The 26,494-nt window shown below is 34.3% G+C and carries 18 protein-coding genes; 5 read left to right on the top strand and 13 right to left on the bottom strand.

Annotated elements, in window-relative coordinates; all coding sequences use genetic code 11:
* The first annotated feature begins 360 nt into the window (after nucleotides 1-360).
* Genes UABHE_RS21400 through UABHE_RS21380 form a run of 5 tightly spaced genes read left to right on the top strand, consistent with a single transcriptional unit; the run spans nucleotide 361 to nucleotide 7,771 of the window.
* Entirely contained in the window at nucleotides 361-2,940 is a 2,580-nt protein-coding gene (locus tag UABHE_RS21400; protein WP_372365325.1) for an amino acid adenylation domain-containing protein, read from the top strand.
* A 33-nt stretch (nucleotides 2,941-2,973) separates the two neighbouring features.
* Nucleotides 2,974-3,933: a hypothetical protein gene (locus UABHE_RS21395; protein WP_372365324.1), complete on the top strand. Its 960-nt coding sequence runs from the start codon at nucleotides 2,974-2,976 to the stop codon at nucleotides 3,931-3,933.
* A 13-nt stretch (nucleotides 3,934-3,946) separates the two neighbouring features.
* Nucleotides 3,947-6,010 (top strand): heavy metal translocating P-type ATPase, encoded by a 2,064-nt coding sequence (locus tag UABHE_RS21390; RefSeq protein WP_372365323.1) that lies wholly within the window; start codon nucleotides 3,947-3,949, stop codon nucleotides 6,008-6,010.
* Nucleotides 5,980-6,216 carry an acyl carrier protein gene (locus UABHE_RS21385; RefSeq protein WP_372365322.1) on the top strand — a complete coding sequence of 79 codons (237 nt, stop codon included), beginning with the start codon at nucleotides 5,980-5,982 and terminating at the stop codon, nucleotides 6,214-6,216. Before UABHE_RS21390 ends, UABHE_RS21385 begins: the two co-directional genes overlap by 31 nt.
* On the top strand, nucleotides 6,206-7,771 hold the full coding sequence (locus UABHE_RS21380) for an NAD(P)/FAD-dependent oxidoreductase (protein ID WP_372365321.1): 1,566 nt from the start codon (nucleotides 6,206-6,208) through the stop codon (nucleotides 7,769-7,771). Before UABHE_RS21385 ends, UABHE_RS21380 begins: the two co-directional genes overlap by 11 nt.
* Before the next feature lie 68 nt (nucleotides 7,772-7,839).
* Here the strand turns inward: UABHE_RS21380 and UABHE_RS21375 are convergent, their stop codons facing one another.
* The 13 genes from UABHE_RS21375 to UABHE_RS21315 form a co-directional block, all read right to left on the bottom strand.
* Nucleotides 7,840-8,256, bottom strand: a complete 417-nt coding sequence (locus UABHE_RS21375) for an FAD-binding protein (RefSeq protein ID WP_372365320.1) — start codon at nucleotides 8,254-8,256, stop codon at nucleotides 7,840-7,842.
* A gap of 287 nt (nucleotides 8,257-8,543) precedes the next feature.
* Nucleotides 8,544-9,185, bottom strand: coding sequence for a helix-turn-helix domain-containing protein (locus UABHE_RS21370; RefSeq protein WP_372365319.1), 642 nt, complete (start codon nucleotides 9,183-9,185; stop codon nucleotides 8,544-8,546).
* A 250-nt stretch (nucleotides 9,186-9,435) separates the two neighbouring features.
* Nucleotides 9,436-10,017 carry a DUF6431 domain-containing protein gene (locus UABHE_RS21365; protein WP_372365318.1) on the bottom strand — a complete coding sequence of 194 codons (582 nt, stop codon included), beginning with the start codon at nucleotides 10,015-10,017 and terminating at the stop codon, nucleotides 9,436-9,438.
* Nucleotides 10,018-10,227: 210 nt separating this feature from the next.
* Entirely contained in the window at nucleotides 10,228-10,392 is a 165-nt protein-coding gene (locus UABHE_RS21360) for a hypothetical protein (protein ID WP_372365317.1), read from the bottom strand.
* Nucleotides 10,393-10,992: 600 nt separating this feature from the next.
* Nucleotides 10,993-13,032 carry a heavy metal translocating P-type ATPase gene (locus UABHE_RS21355; protein ID WP_372365316.1) on the bottom strand — a complete coding sequence of 680 codons (2,040 nt, stop codon included), beginning with the start codon at nucleotides 13,030-13,032 and terminating at the stop codon, nucleotides 10,993-10,995.
* A gap of 199 nt (nucleotides 13,033-13,231) precedes the next feature.
* Nucleotides 13,232-14,047: a guanitoxin biosynthesis heme-dependent pre-guanitoxin N-hydroxylase GntA gene (gntA, locus tag UABHE_RS21350; protein ID WP_372365315.1), complete on the bottom strand. Its 816-nt coding sequence runs from the start codon at nucleotides 14,045-14,047 to the stop codon at nucleotides 13,232-13,234.
* A gap of 135 nt (nucleotides 14,048-14,182) precedes the next feature.
* Nucleotides 14,183-17,119 (bottom strand): thioester reductase domain-containing protein, encoded by a 2,937-nt coding sequence (locus UABHE_RS21345; RefSeq protein ID WP_372365314.1) that lies wholly within the window; start codon nucleotides 17,117-17,119, stop codon nucleotides 14,183-14,185.
* Between the two features lie 55 nt (nucleotides 17,120-17,174).
* Nucleotides 17,175-18,104, bottom strand: coding sequence for an SDR family NAD(P)-dependent oxidoreductase (locus UABHE_RS21340; protein ID WP_372365313.1), 930 nt, complete (start codon nucleotides 18,102-18,104; stop codon nucleotides 17,175-17,177).
* Between the two features lie 280 nt (nucleotides 18,105-18,384).
* A complete protein-coding gene (locus UABHE_RS21335; RefSeq protein ID WP_372365312.1) occupies nucleotides 18,385-19,440 on the bottom strand; it encodes an inosamine-phosphate amidinotransferase 1 in 1,056 nt (351 codons plus the stop codon).
* A 61-nt stretch (nucleotides 19,441-19,501) separates the two neighbouring features.
* Nucleotides 19,502-21,094: an ATP-binding cassette domain-containing protein gene (locus UABHE_RS21330; RefSeq protein WP_372365311.1), complete on the bottom strand. Its 1,593-nt coding sequence runs from the start codon at nucleotides 21,092-21,094 to the stop codon at nucleotides 19,502-19,504.
* On the bottom strand, nucleotides 21,084-22,679 hold the full coding sequence (locus UABHE_RS21325) for an ATP-binding cassette domain-containing protein (RefSeq protein ID WP_372365310.1): 1,596 nt from the start codon (nucleotides 22,677-22,679) through the stop codon (nucleotides 21,084-21,086). Before UABHE_RS21325 ends, UABHE_RS21330 begins: the two co-directional genes overlap by 11 nt.
* A gap of 131 nt (nucleotides 22,680-22,810) precedes the next feature.
* Entirely contained in the window at nucleotides 22,811-25,096 is a 2,286-nt protein-coding gene (locus tag UABHE_RS21320) for a molybdopterin cofactor-binding domain-containing protein (protein ID WP_372365309.1), read from the bottom strand.
* Entirely contained in the window at nucleotides 25,093-26,493 is a 1,401-nt protein-coding gene (locus tag UABHE_RS21315; protein WP_372365308.1) for an FAD binding domain-containing protein, read from the bottom strand. The genes UABHE_RS21320 and UABHE_RS21315 overlap by 4 nt, the downstream gene beginning before the upstream one ends.
* Nucleotide 26,494: the final 1 nt, after the last annotated feature.

Raw genomic sequence — 26,494 nt, 5'->3', positions numbered from 1 at the left:
AATCGTCCAAATGAATAGCCTGAAAGGCTTACATAAAACGATTATTTCGCTCTTTCAGAGCTTCTTTTATTCTTACAACCCAGGGTGGCGCTTCGCTTACCCTGGGTTATATTATATTAGCCTTTCAGGCTTTAACTGACAGCGTTTTACAATATTTCGTATCAAATGTCAACAGAGCCTAGAAGTTAAAATATAAAATTTATTGATCTATTCTCTAATTATTATTAAAGTTGTCAACTAAATTATACACTACAGCCCACTGATGATTACTATCTTACAGAACTATAAAGTTCTTGTATTTTCTTCGATTTAAGATAAAATTCTACTGCTAAATATACATTCAAAGAAGGAACTTAAATAGTGAAACTCTATACTAAATTTCAAGATTATGCAAAAAATAATCCCCAGGGAATCGCTTTAGTTCATGGTGATAAAACCATTACTTACGGCGAGCTCGACAAAAAATCTTCACTGGTTGCTGATACAATTAAACATTTAGGGATAAAAAAAGGACAACGAGTAGCAATTTGTTTACCAAAATCAATAGAATTTGTTATTTGTATGCTAGCAGCACTAAAAAGTGAGACTATTTATGTCCCTGTTGATTACCAACAACCAGATAACCGGATTAACTATATCTTAAAAAATTGTAGTGTTTCTATACTATTTTTTCATTTAGATAGTAAGAAAAACTTATCTTTACCACCTTCTCTAGAGGCTTGTATAGGTATAAAAATTAATGAAAATAAACTTCAAATTGATATAAGCAACTCTAGTGCATTTGTTACTGCCAAAACTAACAACGAAAATTTAGCATTTCTCCTTTATACTTCTGGTTCAACAGGTACTCCCAAAGGTGTTAAAATATCTCATTCAAATGCTCAATTCTTTGTCAATTGGTGTTTACAAACGTTTCAAGTGACTGATAATGATTCATTACTTAGTCTTGCTGGATTTCATTTTGATTTATCAGTATTTGATATCTACGTTACTTTATCCGTAGGTGCAAAATTGATTCTCTTTCCTCGTAGTATTATCAATCCCAATCATATATGTCAAGTTATATCCGACCATCGTATTTCGATTCTTTACTGTGTACCTAGTATTTTGACTTTGCTTGTTTCTTCTAAAGCTATATATGAAAAGCCTTTAAATTCAATACGTTATATACTATTTGCTGGCGAAGTTTTCCCAATAAAGTACCTACGTCAACTAAAGTCGTGTTTGCCTACAGCACAATTTTATAATCTTTATGGACCAACAGAAACCAATGTTTGCACATACTACAAAGTCTCGTCTGTTGGCGAAGATAAGGCTCAAACCATCCCAATAGGCAAAGCTATTGAAGGGATTAAAGTATATGCTCTTGGTAAAAACAATCAACTTATTCAACCCGGAGAACAAGGAGAATTATACGTTACTGGCGAATGTGTTACCCCTGGTTACTGGGAACACTATGATAAAGTAAATTTTCAAAATCATCGCCAACAAATTCATGCAACAGGAGACTTAGTAACTTTAAAAGGAGATGAATATGTTTTTTGCGGTCGTAAAGACCACCAAATCAAGCTACGCGGATATCGTATTGAGTTAAGTGAAGTAGAAACTGCTATACTACAAAGTGAATATGTTAAAGAGTGTGTTGTTCTTTTTGAAGAAAGAAAAGCAAGGCTTGTAGCATATGTATCTGGTAACATGGGAAATTTAAATACTATATATTTAAAATTGCATTGTGCCAAATATATACCTAACTATATGGTTCCTTGCTCATTTAAAATTATGAATGAAATCCCCAAAAATAGTAATGGTAAAGCTGACAGAGTCCAACTACAAAAATCCGAAAACAAGTACAGCAATGGCAGTTGTTGTATTGAAATACAAGAGAATACAATTAGCTTTTCCAATGGCAATGAATCTTTTGCCATTCATCCTCTATGGTTACGTGAACGTTGCAATTGTCAAAAATGTCTGGATCCGGCAACAAAACAACGATTGTATAGTCCCAGTAGTGGTGATTTAGATGTCAATATTGCAAGTGCCTGTTTCAACACTTCTCACAAAATTGAGCTTAGCTTTAGTGATGGTCACCAAGGTTTGTTAGAACCAGATGCATTGATACAAGAAAATCAAGTGTGCAATCGCTGGCGCAAACCTATTAAGAGTTTTTTGTGGGATGCGAAAATAGAAAAACTTCCGCAAGAAGACTATAACGATATAAATGTTCCAGAAGATATATCGCGTCTAACCCAAAAAATAGCTATTTTTGGATTTGTTTTGATCAAAGGTGCTCCTTGCGATAAGGATGAACTAGAACGCTTTGCTCAAAAATTTGGTCCTATTGATGATACTAACTTCGGTAAGGTATTTGATATTCAATTTAAAATAGATGGTAATGATTTATCTTACAAACCACAAATTCTTGCCCCACACACAGACAGCCCATATCGAAGACCAGCACCTGGTATTGAGTTTTTGCATAGCGTAGAAAATAGTGTTAAAGGTGGAAATTCGACACTAGTTGATGGCTTTCGTGTAGCAGAAGAATTGAAAAAAATCAATCCTGAAGGTTTTAAGGTTTTAACAACTACAAAAGTACGTTTCTATTTTTCTGACTCTTCTTATAAACTAGAAAATTGGGCACCTATTATACAGATAGAACACGGTAAATATCAACGTATTACATTTCATGATCGCGTTGATTATGTACCGTTATTAGATCCCAGTATATTAAGCATTTTTTACCAAGCGCGTAAACAATTTTTTGAGCTTCTTACCTCACCTGATTTTGAAATTCGTTTTCGTTTGGAATCTGGCATGATCATGGTTTTAGATAACCATCGTATGGTACACGGAAGAACAGCATACAGTCTCGAATCTGGAACACGCTATCTAAATGGCTGTCATATGTCTCGCTATAATGTTGATAGCAAGTTGCCATAACATTCGGCCTTAAATTTTTGCTAGGAAAATAATATGTTAGACCAAATTGCTCGTTACCGGATTACGCCACAAATGCGTCACTATGACAAAGTTTTGTACTATTGGCAACCACACGTGATGTATTTTAACCAAATTAATTTACGCACCAAAGTATGCAATACCGACGAACGTGGTTTTCGTTGGACCTATGATAAAAATGACAACAGAATTTCTTATGATCAATTTGTTGCCCATCCTAAACCAAAGGGAATTATTCTTGGCAATTCAACTGCTTTTGGTGTAGGTGCAACCCACGATCGCTATAGTATTACAAGTTATTTAAATAGTATTGGTGATGTTACATGGTTTAATTTTGCTGGCAGAGGTTACAATTCAACTCAGGAGTTATTTCTTTCGCAGTTGTATCTCGAAACACTAAAAAATTTAGATTATGTAGTATTTGTTGGTGGAATATCAAACCTTTTCGGTTTGTTTCTCGCTGAAGAATATGACCCTGCATGGGGGTGGTTTTACGGGCAATACATTTTCCAAAGAGTATTTCGTGACAAAGAACAAGGTATATCGGATAAACTTGATGTTCTTGGCCTTAATAACAGTTCTAATACAATAAATACAAAAGCTGACTACCAAAAGGCATTAAATATTTACAGAAGAGATTTAAGTATTTGGAAGGCTTTACAAAATACTTACGGTTTCAAAATAATTTTGGCTTTGCAACCTTTTGCTGCGTGGGTAGACAAGGAACTATCACAGGAAGAAAAAAAACTTTTTAGTATCTACGCTAAAGTTCCCAATTACTATCTTGGGCATATACTTGGTGATGTTAAAGAAGGCTATGTTGGCGGATTAAGAGAAATATGTGAAGATTTGAAAATAGAATTTTTGGATTTACCTGAAGTTTTTACTTCATCAGAATGGCTTTTTTCAGATCCGGGACATTTAACAGACAAAGGGTGTTTGAAAACAGCTGAATATTTAATTTCTAAAATATAGATAGGTATAAACAATGTTGTCCTTAATGGCAAACAAGTTAGATACAGCATTACAAAAACTAGATAATTCTGTTGCTGGTTATATGGAAAAGCATAGATACACAAATTCTTCTGTTAAGAGCAACATTGGTGTTATAAAAAAAAAGGCGAATATATGGTCACGACAAATAATAAAAGTCGCTGGCGCCATCATTGATAATAAACCTATCCAAAATAAAGTTTATCGTCAACATGAAAAAATCGCACATCGAGACCTAATGATATCGCTTACGGCATTATCAGTGGCAGTTACTGGAACTTTGGTATTTCCACCACTAGCTGTTGTATCTGTTATCCCAATGTTATATTTAGTTATGCCGCTTTTTAAACAATCTATCTTAAAAATAAAGGATGGTTCCTTTTCTAATGCTGCTATTTTGGATACTACTTTATGGATAGGAGCACTGTATCTTCAGTTTTATATTGTAGGTTCTATAGTTTTGTGTTTTAGTGCTGTTAGTAAAAAATTAATACTAAAAACAAAAGATCAAAGCGAAAGCAAACTCTTTGAAATTTTTGGCGAAAAGCCTAACAATGTTTGGATTTTCGTAGATGAGGTTGAGGTGTGTGTTCCTTTTGAGGATATAAAAAAGAACGACATTTTAATTGTAGAGTCTGGCGAGACAATAGCAGTAGATGGAGTTGTTATACGTGGCATGTCTTTAGTTGACCAGCATAAACTTACAGGAGAATCGCAGCCATTAGAAAAAGAAGTTGGAGATACTGTCTATGCGTCCTCGACAGTGCTCTCAGGTAAAATTTATATCAAAACGCAAAAAGCTGGAATAGAGGTTGCTGCTGCCCAAATTCGCGAAGTGTTGTTAAAAACAGTGAGTTATACCAGTAATCAACAATCTCGAGGCGAAAGAATAAGCGATCAAGCAGTTACTCCAACTTTAGTTTTAGGAGCTATTATCGCTCCTCTTTTTGGCCTTCACGCAGCATTAGTAGTTTTAACTTTATCTTTTGGGTACTATATGCGAATATTTGGTCCTTTAAATGTTCTTACTTATCTTCAAAGTATTTCAGATTGCGGAATTCTCATCAAAGATGGTTGTACCTTAGAAGATTTATATCGTATTGATACTGTCATTTTTGATAAAACAGGAACCCTAACTCTTGAACAACCTTCCATTGGAGATATTTACTTAAATAGTGATTATGACGAGGATGCATTGATTATGTATACAGCGGCGGCAGAGCATAAACAATGCCACCCCATTGCTAAAGCCATTTTACACGAAGCGCGCTTACGTAAAATTATTATTCCCGCTATCGATGATGCGAGTTATGAAATAGGTTATGGTATAAAAGCCCAGGTTAGTAATAAATCCATTTTAGTTGGTAGTTTGCGTTTCATGGATCTAGAGAAAATTGATGTTCCACAAAATATCAGAGATTTAGTTGATGATCGTTCTTTGCTCATGGTTGCCATTAATCAGAAATTTGTTGGGGGCATTGAATTATGTACAAATATTCGTTCTGGAGTTAAAAAAACGATTGAGTATTTACATCAAAGTAACATAACCACCTATATTATATCTGGTGATCAAGAAAATACGACCCGCAAGTTAGCTAATGGTTTAGGCATTCACAATTATTTTGCTGAAACTTTACCACAAAATAAAGCTGAAATCGTTAAAGAATTACAACAACAAGGTAAAAATGTATGCTTTATTGGTGATGGTATCAACGATACCATTGCTCTAAAACAAGCAAATATTTCTATTTCGTTATGTGGGGCGTCGAGCATTGCTCAAGATACAGCGCAAATTATTTTTAATGATCCTGATATTGGAAAACTACGTTTGCTTTTAGAAATATCGAAAGATTTTGAAAAGCGCATGGCGCAATCATTTAAAATATCAATAACCCCGGGATTTATTACATTGCCTGCTTTAATGTTTTTTAATATAAATTTACTTGGTGCGGCAGTTATAAATCAATCTTCACTACTGATAGGTTTACTTCATTCAACCGTACCTGTTGAAAGCAAGGATAAAGAAATATGCAAGAAGTTATCAAAAATTTCATCTTAGAAAAATTTCTCGATAACGATTCGCGAGGATTTTCGTCAGATACTGATTTATCGAAAATATTAGATTCTATGGCTTTTTTAAAGTTGATTGATTTTTTGGAAAAAGAATTTGCAATTGAAATTCCACTAAATGAATTCTATGTTGAAAATTTTGAAAATGTGAACAAAATTATATTATTAGTAGAGCGGGCGAAAAATGGAACATAAACAAATTCAATTTGATGTTGCGATCTTGGGTAGTGGGTTTGGTGGTTCTGTTTTGGCGATGATTCTTGCTAAACAAGGTGCGAAAGTCGTGATTATTGATGCCAAATCTCATCCGCGATTTGCAATCGGAGAGTCTACAGTTCCTTTAACATCTCAATTTTTTTCACTGCTCTCTCGTAAGTACGAAATTCCAGAATTAGCCAACTTCGGACTCAATTCTCCAGCCGGTATTCAAAAGATAGTTGGTAATTGTTGTGGCATTAAAAGAATTTTTGGCTTTACTTATCATCAATTTGATAAAAATTACAATTCCAATAATGACATTCAGTTTGGCAATGTGTGGCGCGACGAAAATCACTTGTTTCGCCAAGAAGTAGATACTCATTTGGCGAAAATAGCGGTTAACTATGGCGCTGTTTTGAAAGAAGATACGCCTGTAATATCCGTAGAAATTAATGAACAGGTCAAAATCACCGCTAATAATGGCGAAGAAATTTGCGCCAAGTATATTGTTGATGGTAGTGGTTATAGGAGCTTATTAGCTGAAAAATTTACCCTTCGCGATGCGACTCCAAAACCTAAGCATCACTCGCGATGTATATTTACACATATGCAAGGAGTTTTGCCTTTTGAGAAAAATGAAAATTTGTCTATTCCTTGGTGTCAAGGAACTCTGCATCACTTATTTGAGAGTGGATGGATTTGGGTCATTCCATTTGGCAATCATCCCCAAGCAACCAACAATCTAACTAGTGTTGGACTTACTTTAGATTCCAAAAAATTTCCTGACTTAAATCTAAGCGGTGAGGAAGAATTTCAATCAATTCTCCAAAAAATACCTATTGTAGCAAGACAATTTGCCAAAGCTACAGCGGTTAGACCATGGATAAAAACTGGACGATTGCAATATTCTTCTCACGCAACAGTTGGTCATCGTTACTGTTTACTTCCTCATGCTGCTGGATTTGTAGATGCCCTTTTTTCTAGAGGCTTTTCTAGTACTTTAGAGACCATTGATGTAATTGCAGAGACACTGTTAGAATCTTTGGCAGAAGATGATTTTAGCATGCAAAGATTTGAGCACATTGATGCTCTACAACATAAGATATTAGATTTTACTGATCGAATTGTACATTGCGCTTTTATTTCTTGGGCTAATTTTGATTTGTGGAATGCATGGATGAGAGTTTGGGCGATTGGTGTGGGAACTACGGAGTCAAACTTAGGAAGCTATCTGTTTATGGGAAAACGTTCTAAATGGCAGCCAGTTCATGACCCAATTACCTCTCGTTTTGAAGATCCTGGATTTAGATCTCTATTCGAGGATTGCGAAACTTTTATAATCGATTTTAAAAATAACAAAATAAGTGCAACAGAAGCTTCGACACAATTATTTCAGAGAATAGCCAATTATGATTTTCAAATGACTCTTCCTGAACAAGTATGTGGACATGAATGGGCCATGAAAAATGCTTTATGTAGAGATTTGTTTCTTGGAAAACCAGATTTACATAAACGCTGGAAAGCAAAACAGCCTGACCCACATTTGGTCTAAAATCTTCTAAATCGCATTAGTATCCACATTCAAATGTGGATACTCTAATTTTCAATGTCAAATATCAATTAATTACGCTTTTTAACATTTGCACCAACAATTCTACCAAAAACTAAACATTCAATGATTGAGCAAGTACTGAGACGTGAGGCACCATGAACTCCACCAGTGGCTTCCCCTGCAGCATAAAGCTTTGGAATAGGCTGATTATCTTTATCTAAAACTTGTCCACAATCATTGATTTTCAATCCTCCCATTGCATAGTGAACTTTCGGCCATAAACGAATTGTATAAAATGGTGGAGTTATTGATTGTGCTGATTGTGGTATATTTTTGCCAAATTGCTTATCTTTACCACAATCAACAAAATGATTATATTCTTTTACAGTTTCGTCTATAGAGATATGGGGAAGCCGATAGTGATTAGCTAGTTGCTCAAGGTTATCAAATTTTTTGATAACATTTAGATGTAGATACTTATCCATACTACGGCCCAAGCCCATTGAAATAAGAAGTATTAATAAATGTTTTTTCGCTTTCTCTTATAGTAATTTGCTTGCCTTCGAATAGTTGTTTCTCTTGGTCGAGAACGATTTTTTCGAACACATGTAGGAGTAGAAAGAAAGAGTTGAGTAAGTTCATCAATAACGAGATCAGAGTCTCGATCACTGAGTAGTAACTCAATAACATAAGCTTTAATATTATTAAAAGTAATAGATCTATTAACTTTGTAAGGATATTTCCAAAAGTGTCAGATTAAATCATAACTAATTCACTTTAATGTATCTACAAATGTTGCCAAGTTTTGCTCAAAGTAAAATTGTCCATGAGTCACAACCCTTGTACAATCATCGATTACTGCTATTAGATATGTCTTTTTTCTTGTTCCTTTTTTCGTTGCTAAACTTGGACCAAACATTACGTCCGTTTGAAAACAATCTTGAGGGAATTCAAATTCGTATGCCTTAAAATTACTCAGTCTCGCAACATCTTCTTTGTTCAGTTTTCTTCCTCGACGAAAACGATAAAAGGCTGATAGTGATATTTCTCCTTCTTTCACCAAGCCCCTTGCTTCTAACTCTTTGAGAACTATTGCTCCTGTTAAACTCGGTCTTTCCAGTAACATTTTTTCAATTTCCGTTGCTACTTCACCCACAATTGTCTTACTTTCCCCTCTATCATTTCTTTTTGCTGGTTTCAAAAAATCTAAACCACGTTTTTTATAACCATAAAACCATTTCTCTATCGTTTTAGCTGAAAATTTCTTTGGATAAAGGCTTTCTGGCACACTGTATTCTTTTTCTGCTAACTCTTTTATCGCCTCTTGTAATGAACATTCTGCTGGCAAATTCAAAATTGGCGCAATTACTTGATAACGAAAAAACGATATTTTTTGCCGTTGGTTTTCTTTCATTTTTACCTTTCTGCAAATCAAATTTAATGTTTTGCTAGAAGATAACCTTTTCTCCCAAAATCTGAAAGGCAACAGCAGTGTGTTTCTTTTTCTCTCGACTTTTTACATAAATTTACTTCCATTTTTCCTTAAATATTTCGCAAAAAAATTGTCTCATTTTCTGCTATGGAAAAAATTACGCACTATTTTTTTACTATTTTGAGTTAAATTTTGAATTGTCTAAAAGGTTTGGTTTTTTTTGAGGAAGCCTTTATATTAAAGGCTGGTTTAATTCTTTGTGAAATCTTTCATTGTGATATGATAACGTTACCGAAATATCTGGAGATTTTTCGAATATCAAATGTATCAGCGGGTATAATATTTTTCTTTTCTCATCTAATATTTTGTTCATCACTGTTGAAAATCTATTAAATATACTTGCCATATAATTTTTTAATTTCTTGCGCTTTTCCCAAAGTTTCGTTATCCATTTTGCTCCCTTTTGCCGTAACGCTTTTTTTGATCCCGACTCTTCCATTGCTTTTTTTAGCGTCATATTTTCTAATATCCGAAATTGCAAAAATCTTGCTATTATCTCCGTTGTCTCTTGCTTTCTCGGTATTAAAAACCATGGTAACAGCCCGTGACTTATTTTACAATTTTTACATTGAACTCGACCTATCCGCGCTAATATTTCTTCTGATTTTCCGCATATCCAACGCGTGTAATAGCCTATTCTTTTTAGGCTGTTTTCTGTTTTACATGTTGGACATTTTTTTGGCTTTTCCAACCATACATATAAACCAAGTGCTAAATATTCTTTCACACTTATTTTTTGTTTTACTATTATCACTTTTTCTCTTTATTTACAAGTTTCCGTATTATCATTTACCTGTAAATATTGTAACTTATTTTGTCTTTTATTTTTGAAAAAGGCGGGGTTTTTTTTATTTTAAAATAGCGGGGTAATGAGGTTGGTTTCTTGATATCAATTTACTTCATAGATTTGTCTGCTTATTTTAGGGAACTCAATAACTTTTTCCTCTTTTTCTATGGCGATATATTAGCTTTTTCCCCTACAATAAGTCGGCGGCTTATAGGCCTTACCCAAACCAGAATTTTCCTCAACAAGTTTTTCATCAAACTGTCGTTTTAACCACAGACGAAATTCTTCCATTATCGGCGCACTTTTCTCCTGATGATATTCAAGTCTTTTCTTTGCAGACATACCATTTTTTCTGGCTTTGGCATCAAATTCGTAAATGCTGCGATAGACTTCTAAAATTACATATGAACACTCTTGAGGAAAATTTTCCGATAAATAAACACTCTAATCTGACACAATTTTATAGAACACCCTGACATCATTTTGAGGTAGACTTCAGTTTAACACTTTTTTTGGTGGGAGTTATTTGGGGAGACGTTCTTCGTTGAAGAATGTTAGTGATTTATGGTTACTTTTTTCTTAAACCGTAAATTTTGACACGAATGGGCCTGATACCCCCAATAGTAAATTCAAATAGTAAACCGAAAAAATCAGAACGTAATTTATAATGGAACTATTTGTCTTTCTGTAAAACAGAGTAAAGTCGTTCTTTTATTTTATCTAATGTTCTATAGCAAGAAGTTAAAATTTTTATTAGTAAAGGTACAAATAGCTGTTGGTGTAACATACTGCACAAAGGTGAAGCTTATATGTATAAATCGTAGATAGAGTATTCGAAAAAATTGTTCTTTATGGCTTGAAATGGTGTTTTTTGTTAAAAAAACTTTAGAATGAAATACGTTAAAGTGTTACTTATATAATAAAACCTACCCTTTTTTATAATTACTTACTTCGATTTTTTTTGTTGAATCTATACCATGGTATTAATGCATTACCAACACCAATAAAAAAACCTGTTTCGGCAAGAACTAACGAAGGAATCAGGGCATGTGAAAATAAAAATACACTTGCGATAGAAAAGCAACCAAAGGTATTTACAATACTACTCGTTCGATCAACGTTAGAATTGTATTCATTGGAAAATTCTATTACCTTCCGAACTTGATTGAAATTTTCTCCTTGGATTATAATTTGAGCATTATCAACAGCAATCCCTGAAGCATCTCGAAGAGATATAGAAACGTTTGCTTTTTTTAGAACGATAGCATCGTTTATCCCGTCTCCCATAAAACACACCTTTTTACCTTGTTGCTGTAGATTCGTAACTATTGATGCCTTTTCTTGAGGCAAAACGTCGGCAAAATAGTTTTCTATACCTAACTCTTTAGCGATTTTTTGGGTAGGCTTATCACGATCCCCAGAGATGATGTAGAGATCATAATTATTTCTCTTTAAATAGTCAATCGTTTCCTTAACGTCTTTCCTTATATGAGTTTTGAGCTCAATAGCTCCAGCTAATACTTCATTAATAGCAACAAACACTACCGAATAAGATTCATCTATATTGTTGTAAATTTTTTCTGGTAGTTTAATACTTTGTTGTTCTAAGAACTTTAAACTGCCAACAATAACTTCTTGGTCAGATACAATAGCACGAATACCAAATCCAAGTTCGCAATAAACGTCATCTAAATCTAACAAAGTTAAGCCTCTGTTATGAGCTTCCGAGATAATTGCTTTTGCTATAGGATGAGTTTGTTTGAATTCAGCTGTCGCAGAATATGCTAAAATCTCATTTTCCTGATACTCATTATACAAATGAATCTTATACACCGTGGGAGTTTCGACTGTCAATGTACCTGTTTTATCAAAAACAATCGTATCAACTTCAGAAAGTATTTCAAAAGAACGTCCATCTTTCACAAAAATACCACTTTGCGAAGCAATGTTTAAAAAATTGAGCATACTTACTGGGGCAATAAAAAACATAGCAAAACCAAAAGGAGCACAGAGAATTGCTAAGGCATTGCTCAAACCAACAAAAGGTATTGAGGCTGCTGTTCCCACTAAAATTGGTAAAGCTGCGCGATTACACTCTCTTTCCCCGCGTGAGATAATTTCATTTTTATAGCTCTTTGTTTGGTGTAACATTTCACCAATTTTTTCAACAATAGTATCTTTACCCATAGTCTCAACTTCAACGTAAATTTTTCCAGAAAAAACAAAAGTAGAAGAAAACACACTATCATTGATTTCCTTTTCCACAGGTTGAGATTCCCCAGTTAAGATATGTTGATCTACAACCGCTTGTCCGCATACAACCTTGCCATCTATAGGAATTGTTTCACCAGATTGAATAACGACGGTATCTCCTAGATTTAGTTGATCTATCGGTATTTTAACTTCTTGACTATCAATCAAAATCCAAACATCTTGGATACTATGAGAAAACAAAGAGGTTAGGTTCGTTTCGGCGCGATGTTCACTTCTTATTATCAATTTTTCTGACAAAGGCAACAATAAAGAAACTAAGCACAAGCTCCAGTACTGCTGTGTTACAAGGCTAGCAAGAATAAAAGCAAAGAAAGTCGTATGAGTTGTAAAATAGCGTTTTTCTTTAGATTGTTGCTTGATAGTTTGAATGAGAGGTATAAAATTGTAAAGAGCAGGACCTAGCCCTACGACTAAGAGTGGTGGGTAATATAATCCTCCTGCAACCATAAATGCCACAGATGTGGCCCCAATAGTTACGCGCTCATTACTGTTTTGCTCTTCTTTACTATCGGCCTTCAGCCAATCTTGTAAATATTTATGACTAGACACAACAATGTGTAATTTGTTATCTAACTTAGTTAATACCAAGTCAAACGAATTTTTTTTGCTCAAACCTGTTTGTTTTAGAAGTTTTTTTTGACTTGTTTTTTCAACATATTCTTGAGCTATGTGGTCTAAAGAGTCTAAAAATTTAGATAATTTTAACATAAAGTTTTCCTAATCGTTATTTTTGTTCAGTTAGAGCAAGTTTGTGATAACATAGTTTTTTGTTATCGCTGCTGAAAAAAACATCTGTGTAAAAGTTTAAAACTCTACCAGAGTAAAGATAGTTGATGTAAATAACTCATTATTGGTGATGAATTTTTACTTGTCTCAAAAATGAAAATAGGATAAAGGTAAACTATTTTTAGCTGTCGTTCGTTTCTTCCTCATCTGTTCTTAATTCCGTATTTGCCAAAGTCTTTGCAGAAAATGGACACTTCCAATCAAGAGGTACAGCTCGGCCAGAATACTCTTTTGCCCTCGAAGATTCTGAGCAAAAAGTATCTGGTAAATTAGGGTTGATGTTACCTTGAAGTTTTATCTCACGTTGGCGAATTATTCGTACAAAGTTGTCAAACTGTTTAGTATCAAAGAGATGTTGGAATTGGTATTCCGCATTAAAAACAATAGTTGGAAATTCAAACTGGCGTGAGTTTCTAGAGCTTTTAGAATGAAGGCCTACGATAAAAAAACCTCGTTCGGAAAAACTAAAAGCAAAATTAGGATTACTTGGGTCACTGCTAAAATTTTGTGTCCAAGTGTGGTAACCATGGTCTTCATTATGCAACATTTGTAGCTGCTCCCAAAGAAGAGTTTCAAAGTGAAGTTCTCTTTCAGGAATTGGCTGTTCAAAACACACGACATACGTTGATAACCGACTACTCATATTATTTTGATCTTGTATGAACTGGTATAAATTGCGGCTAAAAGCTTTTGTAGATTCTAATGATGCCATCTTCGGATACATGCTAAAGCGATAGTCACCTTTTCGAAACGTAGAAGTAGCACCTAAACAACTGTATAGTGTCTCGGTATTTAGTACTTTAGAACGGAATAAGTCATGAGCTTTTTCTGCTTGTGGAGAAGCGTTCTCACCTTTCTCAACAAAAGAAATTTTATCTTGGTGAAACCGGCCATAACAGCTATATTGATGTGCAACCTTTTCATTGAAAGGATTCATTGCTATTTCCTTTTCTATAAGCCAATTCCCTAAGAATAAGATTTACTTAAAATAATCTTTATGGACTGGTAACTAGTTATAACTGCATAGTTTCAGCTACATCTAAAATTTTTGAACAATGGCTTTGTTCAAAAATCATTGTACCACCGAATTAATTAAGTATTGCTCGTCTATTTTTGGAAATGATAGGCCCAACAAGTGAATTTGTTTTAAAAAAAATGGATTTGAGAATGTTTTTTGTTCAAGTAAAAATTGCTTCTCTAGTAAGAGAATCTGCTCAAGGACATTATACTTGGCGTTATGATTAAATCCTCTTAGTGAGTCTATCCAAAAGTCAAAAGAAACAAGGTTGTTAATATGGCCTTGCTCCTTCATTTTGCTAAAAACGTCTTTCGCTGATACTAAATTCTGAGCCGCTATGTGATAAACATTGCTTACATATTCTTTGCATAAAGATATTCTAACAATAGACTCTGCAACAAAATCTACAGGAGTACATTCAAATTTCCAGTTCTCGGTTTTAGGTGCTATTTTTAAATCTTTACATGCACTTATAAAATTAGTAATAAAGTCATTGGAGTTTGCTTGAAAAGTCTGACGATCAGGCCCTAAATTACTCATACGATAAATTTGAACTGGTATATTTCGATCTACGGCTTCCCAAACGATTCTTTCAGCCACCCACTTCGATTGGAAATATCCGATATCCAATTTATCTATCGATTTTTCGATTTTTCTATTCTCTTTATAAACAGACGGGTCTCCTGAAGGAAAAACTCCTAAAGTGGATATGTAGTGCAAAGGTTTACTTATGACACAAGATGCAAAACGAACAACTTCTTTGGTGCCATCTACATTTGTCTTTTTTAAATTTTTATAAGGATAGACCATATTAACCCAAGCTCCTGCATGGAACACGGCATCCACGATTTTAGCACGCTGTTCGAAAGCTCGTTTCGACCAACCAAAAAGAGGTTTTTCAAGATCACCTTCCACAACCAAAATTCTCTTATGAAATTCTTCTTCCCAAAGTTGGTAATGCTGTAGCTTGTCAATAATTGTATCCAAGGTTTTTGATCTAACCAAACAATAAACCTTGACTTTAGGAAGAATTGTTAGTAGATATTTGAGTAAAAATACTCCTAAAAAGCCTGTTGCTCCCGTTAACAAAACAGCTTCGCTCTCAAGCGAGAAGACTTTTGTTTGTTTGCATCTAGAAATATCATATTCAGCACTTATTTCTTTATCCCAAAGAATTGCAGTGTTTACATTTTGATCATTTAAATACGAGAGTAAATTTCTTACAGTAGAATTTTCGTATATCTTTGCTACAGGAATTTCAATGTCAAACACTTCGCGTATTCTTGTGGCTAAACGTACTGCAAGTATGGAATGTAAGCCTATTTCAAAAAAGTCATTTTCCTCATCTATAACAGAGCAATTCGTAAGTATTTCCTTTATGAGCATTACTAATATTTGTTTTTGTTTTATGTCTGGGATTTCGTGAAATACAAACTTTTGATTTATTTTTTGTATTTTATAGTGAGGGATTGGTAAGCTTGATTTATCTAATTTTTGACTAATGGGATGAACTGGGAAACTTTCTAATTCAATATAAACTTTAGGAATAGAATAAAAAGGTAAATGTTTCTGTAGATATGTTATTAAATATAGGCAGCTATGGTTATTGTCAATTTCCCATGTTGAACTAGCATTGCGAATCACATATGCAATCAGGTACTTGTCGCCTCTGTCTTCCTCTATGGTTACGACGCAATCAGATATTTGCAAATTTTTTCTTAATATTTTCTCGATAGCTTTCATATTGATATTGTAACTTCGGATTTTTACTGTTTCATCACATCTTCCAATAATAACTAATCGATTATCCTCTAAAAATTTTGCTAGGTCACCTGTTTTATAAAATATACTGTTGTTGTGTTGAATAAACTTTCGTTTCGTTAGTTCAGAATTATTTAAATAGCCATCTGCAAGACATGGTCCAGTAGCATACAATTCACCTACACTACCATTGGGACAATCATTCATTTCATTGTCACAAATTACAACTTTCATATCGTCTAAAACTCGTCCAACAGAACAAATAGAGGGTGTAGCACTGTCATTAGCAAACAGCCTTCCTTGTGTGATGACAAAACACTCTGCTGGACCATAATTATTAATTAACCATAAATCAGGAAGCATTTCTAGTATCTGATTAGCTAAGTCTTGTGTCATCACTTCCCCCCCTACCCAGAGAATATTGAGACTTTTTAGTTTATTCTGAATGGTTGAGGGGTCTATATTTTGCAAAATGCATGAAAGCAGAGAAGGAGTAAAAATAGTATGATTAATTCTATAATCCGCTATAAATTCTAGTAGCTGCTTTGGATCGAGAGTAGTTTGATCTCTAACAATATATCCTGTTTGTCCCATAATCATAGGGCTGACAGCATCCCAGGTCAAAAAAGTTGTATATGCAAATCTGCCCTTTTCTTCTTTGGCCCAAACTTCTTCCCAGAATTTATAGTGGGCATAAATAGTGGCGCGATGCGAAACACAAACGCCCTTTGGTTTACCTGTTGTTCCAGAGGAATAACCTATGATAGCCACACTAGAATTCGAAGTGGGCCTTTTTACTTCTGTGTTTACAGCTTCAAGCCAGCAATCATTGTCAATGCACAGTGCTTCGATATTATGGGAAATGATTTTTTTTTGGTAAAGCAACTTTGTAATAACTACTTTAGGTCTAGCATCTTCGAATATTTGTTGTAAAAATTGATCTGGGTACGCTAACTCTAGATGCAAATACGCTCCTCCTGCCTTAAGAATAGCAATACAAGCGACTATATACTCGTAAGATTTATTCATTAAAATTCCAACAGGATCACCTTCTTCAATTTTGTAATTACTCAAATAATGAGCTAAAGAGTTTGTCATTTGGTTTAGTTCATTGTAAGTCAACTGGATTTCTTTATCGACAAGCGCTACTTTGTCGGGATTTTTTTTGACTTGCTCAGAAAAAATTTCATGAAGCGTCGTATGTGGAATTGGAGGAAAATTATCAATCACAACAGTAAAACTCCTAAGAATTTCAGGTAAAACAAGATCTCAATTATTACTAAAATCAAAAGTCAAATTCGTGTTCGGCAACGAAGTAATCAAACCAACGATCCGCTAAAATGCATCTTAAAAAATACCACCAGTTGGCTTGTATCCCAACTAAATATCGAGTTTTAGGCCGTTTCTTGCATAGACCTTTCTCTACTATTTTTGCAATATCATCAGGGGCTAGTAGCCACCACTGTCCTCTCATTAACAATGATAATTTTTGCCAAGCATTTTTTGGATGATTTTCAGCATCTCGAACATACTCTTCTACATTTTGGACGGTTTTTTCATGATTAGGAAAGTATAGATCAAAAGCCTTATTACCCTTATAACGTGGTATTTTAACTTTGAACTCATTGATGGTTTTGCCTTTCATCAAATCTGTATCGACAAGTCCTGGTTCTACAATAACAACGTGTACTCCCCACCTCTTTAGTTCCATGCGTAAAGAATCAGAAAAAGCCTCTACCGCATATTTAGTCGCACAACTCGTCGAATGATTTTTAAACGAAAAACGCCCATTCATTGAACTTATATTAATAATACGCCCTCTATACTTTCGTAATAGTGGAATAAAAGCTTTACTTACAGCTACAGTACCCAAATAACCAACTTCCATTTCATGACGAAATACTTCCACAGGCAAAATTTCTACTGGTCCAAGATTTTCGTCGGCAGCATTATTTACCACACCTGAAAAAATTAGATTTTTTTCGCGAAGTGTCTCGTTGATTTTTTCTACAGCTTTTATAATTGAGTCTTCTTCAGTCACATCTAGATGTATTGTTGCAAAGTTTTTAGTTTGCGTAATTACACCTTTGAAATCCTCAGATTTGCTCAGTGTTTTGATACCTGCAAAAACAAAAATGCCTTTTTCAGTCAACCTTTTACATATTGCGCAACCAATTCCTGAGGACGCTCCCGTTACCAAAACAGAGCTTTGCATATTTATCTCCTTAGATTGTATTATTTTGTAGTAGAAAGAAGGTAAATGCTTTTGGAGATTCGTTTATTTTCGATACAGTGAATTTAGATATAAATTTTTTTTGAACTTGCAAAATTAAGAGGATAAAGGCATTGCAGAGCGGGTGTGTCTTTATTTTTTTCAGCAAAAAATACTCTTTTTTACACTAGATTACACTTATATTATTTTCCATCAATTATAAGAAAATTATCACTTTTTACACAACAGATTTTTACCGTCAAGTAGTTCAAAACGAGATTACTTAGTTAAAATAGTCTTGTTTTTGTCCAGAGCGTCGAACGTCCAAGGTGACACAATGAAAACCTCCACCAAGTGTTTTTCCATGTCGTAAAACTAAAGGAATAACATCTATCTTATATTTTTTTAATAAGTGTATGAGATCTGTTTGATGAGCATCTACGAGAGCTAAGTCTGGCCGTAGCATCAATAAGTTCATGCCTATCCAGTCGGTTGAAATATAACCCACTTCAGAAGAACAGTGATTTTGCATAGGTGGCGCGTATATAACTTCCCATTTTTTCAACGGCTGTGGTAGATTTTCTTTTGTAACACGTGAAGGATTTGCTAATAAAAGACCAGGTTTTAGTAAACTAATCGTACTGTCTATGTGTAAACCAGAATACATATTTTTACATAAATGAACACGATATTCTCCACCTAGAAAATTTTGTAGCCACATAGCACCCATTTCGTTACCACCACCCGAGACCAAATAGAATAAATCATATCCAGCCCTGATAACATTTGCGGCATCAAATATCGGCTCTTGGTTCTTCAATACCGAGTACTTCGTACCACACAAATGAAAATCTTCATCTTGTAGTTTAGGTTTTGGCGCGGAAATCCATTTTGCTCCTTGTTGTAGGTACTCGCGATATATATCAGAGTAGCAAAAACTCTCAAAGTATCTAGAGCGTTGCATACCAGGTGTCTCGATGATTGTTTCACCAACAACTAAAAATATGTCTCTTGGGCAGTATGCAAAATAAAGTTCACTTTTCCAGTAAGGAGTTTGTATTTGCTGCTTTGAAGAAATTGGCTTAGGCCTTTTTACTACAATATCTAGCTTTTTTAGAGTTTCAACTAAAACTTCTAAGTCTTCATTTGTCTCGTCTATTACCTTATCTGGAATAGGACCAAGTTTTATTTCCTCCATTTTATAATCAGGAATAGAGCTTTTAGAATCGACTGATAAACAAAAACTAATATCGTTTGTTGGAAAATGTGCACCAGTTGCAATTCCCACAATCATTTCTTCAATAGGGTCCCATTCATTATGTGATCTTATTACCGACATATTATTCCTTACAAAAATTAATTGATTAACCAACAATTCTTCTTTTTTTTTATTAAATCTTTTACTTCTCTAGAACTATCTTACCATCGTTTATATGAATTACCTGATCAGCAACCTCAAAATATTCTTCATCGTGGCTGATGACAATCACTGTTTTACCATTACTAATTAGTTGAGAAACGAACTCTTTGTAGAAATATTCCTTAAAGCGTGGATCTTGATCTGACGCAGGCTCATCAAACAAATAAATCTGGTTATTTTCTAATAAAGAGATGATAAATGCTAGTCTTTTCTTCTGGCCTGTCGACAAGTCCAACCCACAGAGTTGATCTTCGTCTAGAGATATTTTTTGCTCAAGCTCCATTTCTTGTAAATACTTATAGAAATCTTCATTTTTTACCCCATATAATTTTGAGAAAAGATGAAAGTCAACAAAGACAGGTGAGAAAATACTACGGTAAGCTGTTATATTTTCTTTGCAAATGGTAATGTCTTTGTTCAATAAAATATCACCTTCATTGCTGCTTAATAAACCAAGTATGATTTTACCAAGAGTCGATTTTCCACAACCATTGTCACCAACAATGAAAACAATCGTTCCCTTTTGAAAACTTAAGCTCAGTGGGCCTAATGTAAAATTTTTGTCTGGGTAGCTAAAAACAATATCACGTAATTGTATTTCTGAAAATAATAGTGACTCTTGACTCTCGTCGGGAGAATTTTCTGCTAAGAAATCGATTTTTTCTTCCATGATATAAATATTGTTTAAGGCGACAAAAAACTTGGTGATATTGGGAATAAATCCAAATACAGCCCAGATAAAAGGGCCAACGAAAGATATGGTAATAATTAGTAAAGCAATTCGATCTTGTTGTGTTACTTCAAAAGGTGGAAAAGCGATTACAGCTAGTATTAGGTATATGAATGTGCGTAAAGCTGTTGTTTGCGTATCCTGAATTGTGTTTAGTTCTATTTTTTTTTGTGCTAATTCTTCTGCACAATGTATAGTTTCCCCAAGTAGTTCTTGACTACGTTTTTTATGCATCTTGATTTGCTTGAAACCACTGAGAGTACTTTCAAAATAAGACAATTGCTTTTCTTCCAATTTTTGTTGATGTGTAGACTGTATCTGCATTTTTTCTAGCGAAAATATGTAGAAGTATACGAAAATCAATGTTGTTGAGACAAAAACAACAAAAGTTAAGAAGGAAAACCACGCCAAGAAAAATATACCAGCTAATCCATATGAAGTCGTGATAATTAATTTTTTAATAAAATTTCTATTTTGAGAAATGACCGTTAAATTTTTGATAAAAGCATCGATAAACGAAGATTTTTCAAACGTGCTCCAGTGAACAAAGTTAATATTTGTTATCTTGCGTGCAACGCGCATACGTAGAGAGAAGATCATTTGATCAATTACTTTGTTAGTCTTAGTGTGTATCCGATAATAAAAAAAAGCATAGAATGCTATAGACGAAAAAAGCAGCGACAAAGAAAACCACCACTGTTTTTGGGTGTTGACATACAGGATTATAAAAACGATTACAATGCTTGTTGTCAGTCGTATTACTGAGGCAAAAACTAGAGTAACAAAATATCTGTAATCAAATTGAACATCAGTGTTTTTTAAGAAATTTAACTTAAGCATCATCAAGCCTCAAAATGAAATCGGCGGTATGAAAATAACTTTGGTCGTGGGTTACAGCAATGATCGTTTTCCCTTGCGCTTTTAAATATGGAAATAATCTCATGTAGAAGAATTTTTTAAATCGAGGATCTTGGTCGGCAATCAATTCATCAAATATAAGAATATTGCGATTTTCGAGCAAAGATACAACAAGAGCCAACCGTTTCTTTTGTCCGGTAGATAATGATAAATTTGTAAAGTATTTGTCCTTGATCGCAACTTTGCCTTGAAGTTCCATTGTTTGAAAATAACTATTCCATTGCTGTTGATCTACTTCTAAACCATATGCTTTATCAAACAAATGAAAATCGTTAAATACAATAGAAAAATTTTGGCGATATTGTTCTATATTTTCTTTGTCAATGATGATATTTTCTATTTTTATTTTACCATCGCTAGGTAGATACAAACCTGTAAGCGTTTTTAGTAAAGTAGATTTTCCACAGCCGTTATTTCCCACAATAAATGTTATTTTGTTGTGTGGAAATGTATAGTTTATAGGACCAATAGAAAACACTTCTCTGCTAGAGTTCGCCTTAGGGTAGAAATAGCAAACATTTTCAAGAATAATATCGCTATTCATATCAGCAAAAAGGGGAATATCAGATATATCTTGTTGTTTTTCTTGTACTTGTAAGTCTGCTAATGCTCGAAAATTATTTAGACGTAAACATGTCGCTTCAGCATTTAATATCGAAGAATAGTAAAAGACAATAGGTGTAAAAAAATCTCGTAAAAACTGTAAACACAGAACAACGACAATTAAATTTCTTTTTTCTATACTAGGCATTAAGGTAGGAAAAAGTACTAGTATACCAATAAATAAAGGTGTTAAAATTTTATAAAATGTATCTTTCGCAACATTTAGTTTAGACAACTGCTCTTTGTATTGTTTTAAAGTCAATGTGTTTTGTTCTAAATCATGCAAAATAGATGTTTTTTTTGCAACAGACATTTTTATTTCTTTAAATCCACCAAGCAAGTCCAAAATAATAGATATAATTTTATGGTCAGCCTGAGTCGTTTGTTTCGCGATGTATTTTATTTTTTTATTCATCAAGGTAAAAAAAACGGCAGATATTAATATCATTAGCACAGCTGCAACGGCAGCCTTAAGCGAAATTAAAGAAATATATACTATTATAGCGACTAGGGAAACACATGATGTTATAACAAGAGAGGCTAAAGGTCTAAACTGTGAAATAATTTCTAAGTCGCGTACATAAATCTCGTAGAGTTCCTCTTTACTCATGCGTTGAAATTTTTCTAGATCAATGCTATGAATATAACGCGTAATAGCGTTTCTTGTAGATAAAATAGCCTGCTCAAAAATACAAGATATGTGGTGGAACATCTCTTGTGAAGAGATGTAGTAAAAGCCAATAGCTATGATTAACAATACTAGGTCTATTCGAGACTTTGAATCAACAGCGATTGTAATCATTACAATCGTTGCAGTGTTCGCTATACCCGACAGAATTATTAGCAAAATCGTTTGGTGTGTGTCGCGCCATACACTATTTTGCATTAAAAATTTATACAGATTCACTTATATACCTCAAAGCATAGCATTTTTGCAATACTTCTTTTCCTGTAAGTTATTTAAAAAATCTTTTACACTACTTTTTTTACTGTCTAAAAACGAATATTTAAAACTATTGTCAATGATGATAGTTTTAATCATAATGGCAAGTCACTTTCGCAAATTCCATAGTTTTGTAATGAAGATAAAAAAGCGGATAGTTTTTCTGGGGTCATCGGAGCTGAAAATTGTTCTACTGTGTGCGGACGAAAAGCCATTATTGCATTTAAAAGAGCAAAATAGGCTCCGAGTCCATATACCAAAGGGGCTTCTCCTACACCTTTACTTTGGAAAATACCAGCAGGATTATTAACATTTTCGAGAAAGTGGACTTGTATGTCTTTTGGGGCTGTTAGAATTGTTGGAACTTTATAAGTTGTAAAATTATCTGTTTGTAGTTCACCTATTTCGTTATAAATAATCTCTTCTGTTGTGATCCACCCAATTCCTTGGACAATAGCACCTTCTACTTGTCCTAGGTCGATGATTTTGTTTAAACTTTCGCCTGCATCCTGGACAACTTTCACAGAATCGATAACATAAGTGCCACGAAGACAATCTATGGTTACTTCAGTTATTGCAGTACCAAAAACATAGTAGCTAAAAGGATTTCCTTTGTAGGTATCATTGTCCCAGTGAATATTAGGAACTTTGTAATGAGCTTGTTCTGCAAGACATATACGTTTCATGTATGCTTGGTGTATAATACTCGTCCAATCTTTGCTTGTTTCTTTTCCTTCTATGTAAACTCTTTCGTTTTTAATTTCGACATGAAATTCATCAACGTCAAACTCCTCTGCAATCATTTTTGTTAATCGTTTTAGAATGGCAACGCAAGCTTTCTGAACAGCATGTCCGTTTAAATCAGTACTAAAGCTTGCTGCTGTTGGAGAAGTATTGGCAATTCGAGAAGTATTAGGAGTTTTGGCATTAATTTTATCTAAATTGATAGAGAAAATTCTTGATACTATCTGGCGTATTTTCATATTAACGCCTTGTCCCATTTCAACAGCTCCGGTTGTTACGTTTACACTACCGTCCATAAAAATATGTAACAGCGCATAGCTTTGATTTAAGAATGCTTTATCGAAAGAAATGCCATAGCAAATTGGGGTAAGAGCATACCCTTTTTTTTGCAAAAAGTTTTCGCTATTAAAATGAGTAATTTCACGAACGATGTCTGGTAAACAAAATCTTTGTACTGCTTCTTTCCAGCATTTTAGGGCTTGCGAAGTCTGAATTTTGGCACCGTAGTGTAGAATATCGTTGTCCTGTAATAAATTTTGCTTTTGGATAAACGAAGGAGAGACCGACATTTCCTGTGCAGCTTTAAAAATGGCTGCTTCCATTACAAACATTGCTTCTGGTTTTCCAAATCCACGGCAAGCAGTATTTGGTATCAAGTTGGTTTTACAGATAATGGTTGTTGCTTTAACATTAGGTATTAAGTAACTGCCTGCCAAACCAAACAATGTAACAGCAGAAACAACTGGCGATGAATCGGCTATCGCACCTGCATTTTGGTAGTAGATCACTTCATATGCGAGAATTTTTCCTTCTTTTGTCAAACCAATCTTGAAATCTGTAGAATATGGGTGGCGTTTACCTGTCATGCACATGTCTTCGCCGCGTTGCAAGATTAGTTTCACAGGTTTTTTTAGTTTTAAAGCGGCTAACGCAACCATAACGGCCCAGGCTTTTGATTGATTGATTTTTCCCCCAAAGCCTCCTCCCAGTCTTGGTACATCTACCTCTATTTGGTTCATTGGTAGATTTAAAACGTTTGCAATAGCTTTTTGTACTGTCATCGGTGATTGAGTTGCTGAAATTACCTTAAGGTTTTTACCTTCTTGGGGGTATCCAATAGCTCTCTGAGTTTCAAGGTAAAGGTGTTCTTGTGCTCCTGTTTCTACTTGTCCACTTACAACAATATCGCATTTCTCCCACGCATTATTTATATTTCCTGACTGTATAGTGCGTGGAGGCATAATTAATAAATTTTGCTGATGTGCTTCTCTGGGAGTAAAAACTGCTGGCAATTCTTGGAATTGTATATCTATTTTTTGCATGGCAAGTTGTGCCGTTTTGGAATCTTTGGCGACAACGAGAGCTATTGGTTGACCAACATAAGAGACTTGTTGGTCAGCAAACAAGGGCTCATCTTTTACAATCTCTCCCATCTGGTTTTCACCAGGAATATCGCTAGCACAGAGTATTGCAAAAACCCCTTCTACATTTTTTGCTTGCGCGAAATTTAGATAATCAATTTTGCCATGCGCTATAGGAGAACAAAAAACAGCGGCATGTAGTAAACCTTCCTCTTGAAAGTCGTCAATATATTTTGATTCTCCTTTAACATGTAATATCGTGTCAATATTTTTCAAAATAGATCAACTCCTTGAATTTTTTTGGGAAATAACTTTAAGAAATGTGCATAAATAAGTTGCCGAACAAGTAGCCGCTTGTACTGAGAACTTCCCCTTATATCATCTGTGGGAGAAATTTCTAATTGGGCTATATTATTTGCTTCCTGAATAGACTTTACCGTAAGCATCTTATTTTTTAAAAAATCCATAGTTTTTTGAAGAAGAATAGGTTTTGAAGCTACACCACCAAAGGAAATGTCTATTTCACGGATTGTCTCTTTCTCCATCTTGATGTTGATTGCGGAGTTAACTGTCGCAGTGTCAAAACAAGATCGTTTCGCAATCTTTTCAAAATTAAAAAATGTATTTTGTTGTGGTAGAGAAAAAATAATTTGCTCTAATAATTCATGAGGATGTTTGTCTACTTTACGTTTTCCAAGAAAAAAATCTTCCAGCAAAACTTCTCTTGTTTTCTGTTTATTGTTTAAAAGTAGAGTTGTTTGCAAAGCCAAAAAAATAACGCAAATATCAGCTGTTGGGGCTGCACTTACGATATTACCACCAATGGTAGCGCTATTGCGAATGGGTTTGGAGGCTATTTGGTCAAGATAGGTGCTCATCGCTGGGAGGTTTTTATGAATAACCGCCGAATTTTGCAAATTTGTAATTGTTACAGCACTTCCTATATAAACCGTTTGTTGTTGATTAGTGATTTGTTTTAAGTCATCTCGATTAGAAAGATAAACTAAGTTTTCAGGAAGTTTGTCTTGGAGTAATAAATCTGTCCCCCCAGCAATAAAAACAAAATTCGACTCCGGAACAACTTCTATTCTCTGATCTTGTATTTCTTGTAATCTTTTGCTGATACCAAAAAAGTACTTTGGTATAATTTGCTTCTCGACAAGCCATCCCAATCGATGGGCAAAAGTCTTATTTTCTAGGGTGCTAAATTCCTCGCAGATAGCCGCAACTGCTCGTTTAATAGATTGATAACCAGTGCAGCGACAAATATTTCCATCCAAATGACGAATTGCTTGTTCTACAGTAAACACTTGCGCCTCTAGTAAAAAAGCTGCCAAAGCAACAATAAAACCGACTGTACAGTAACCACATTGCGCAGCATGTTGTTCTACCATTGCTTGTTGAATATAGTTCATTTTTTCTTGTTTGAAACCTTCGATTGTTACTAGATGTTTCCCTGAAGCTTCTCCCAAGGTTAGTAAACAAGAATTTACAGAATGATATTGATTCGCTTTTTTATTGCTCAGTAAAACCAAACAGCTTCCACAACCACCTGTACGACAACTTTCTTTACAACTTTTTATTCTCTCCGTTTGTCTTAAAAAGTCTAGCACAACAGTCTGAGGTGGGAGGCAACTTTCTATTTGTTGATCGTTTAAAATGAACTTGATCATT

It is taken from the genome of Candidatus Uabimicrobium helgolandensis, from assembly GCF_041508025.1.
Taxonomy (GTDB): Bacteria; Planctomycetota; Uabimicrobiia; order Uabimicrobiales; family Uabimicrobiaceae; genus Uabimicrobium; species Uabimicrobium helgolandensis.
This window is presented reverse-complemented; position numbering and strand designations above follow the sequence as displayed.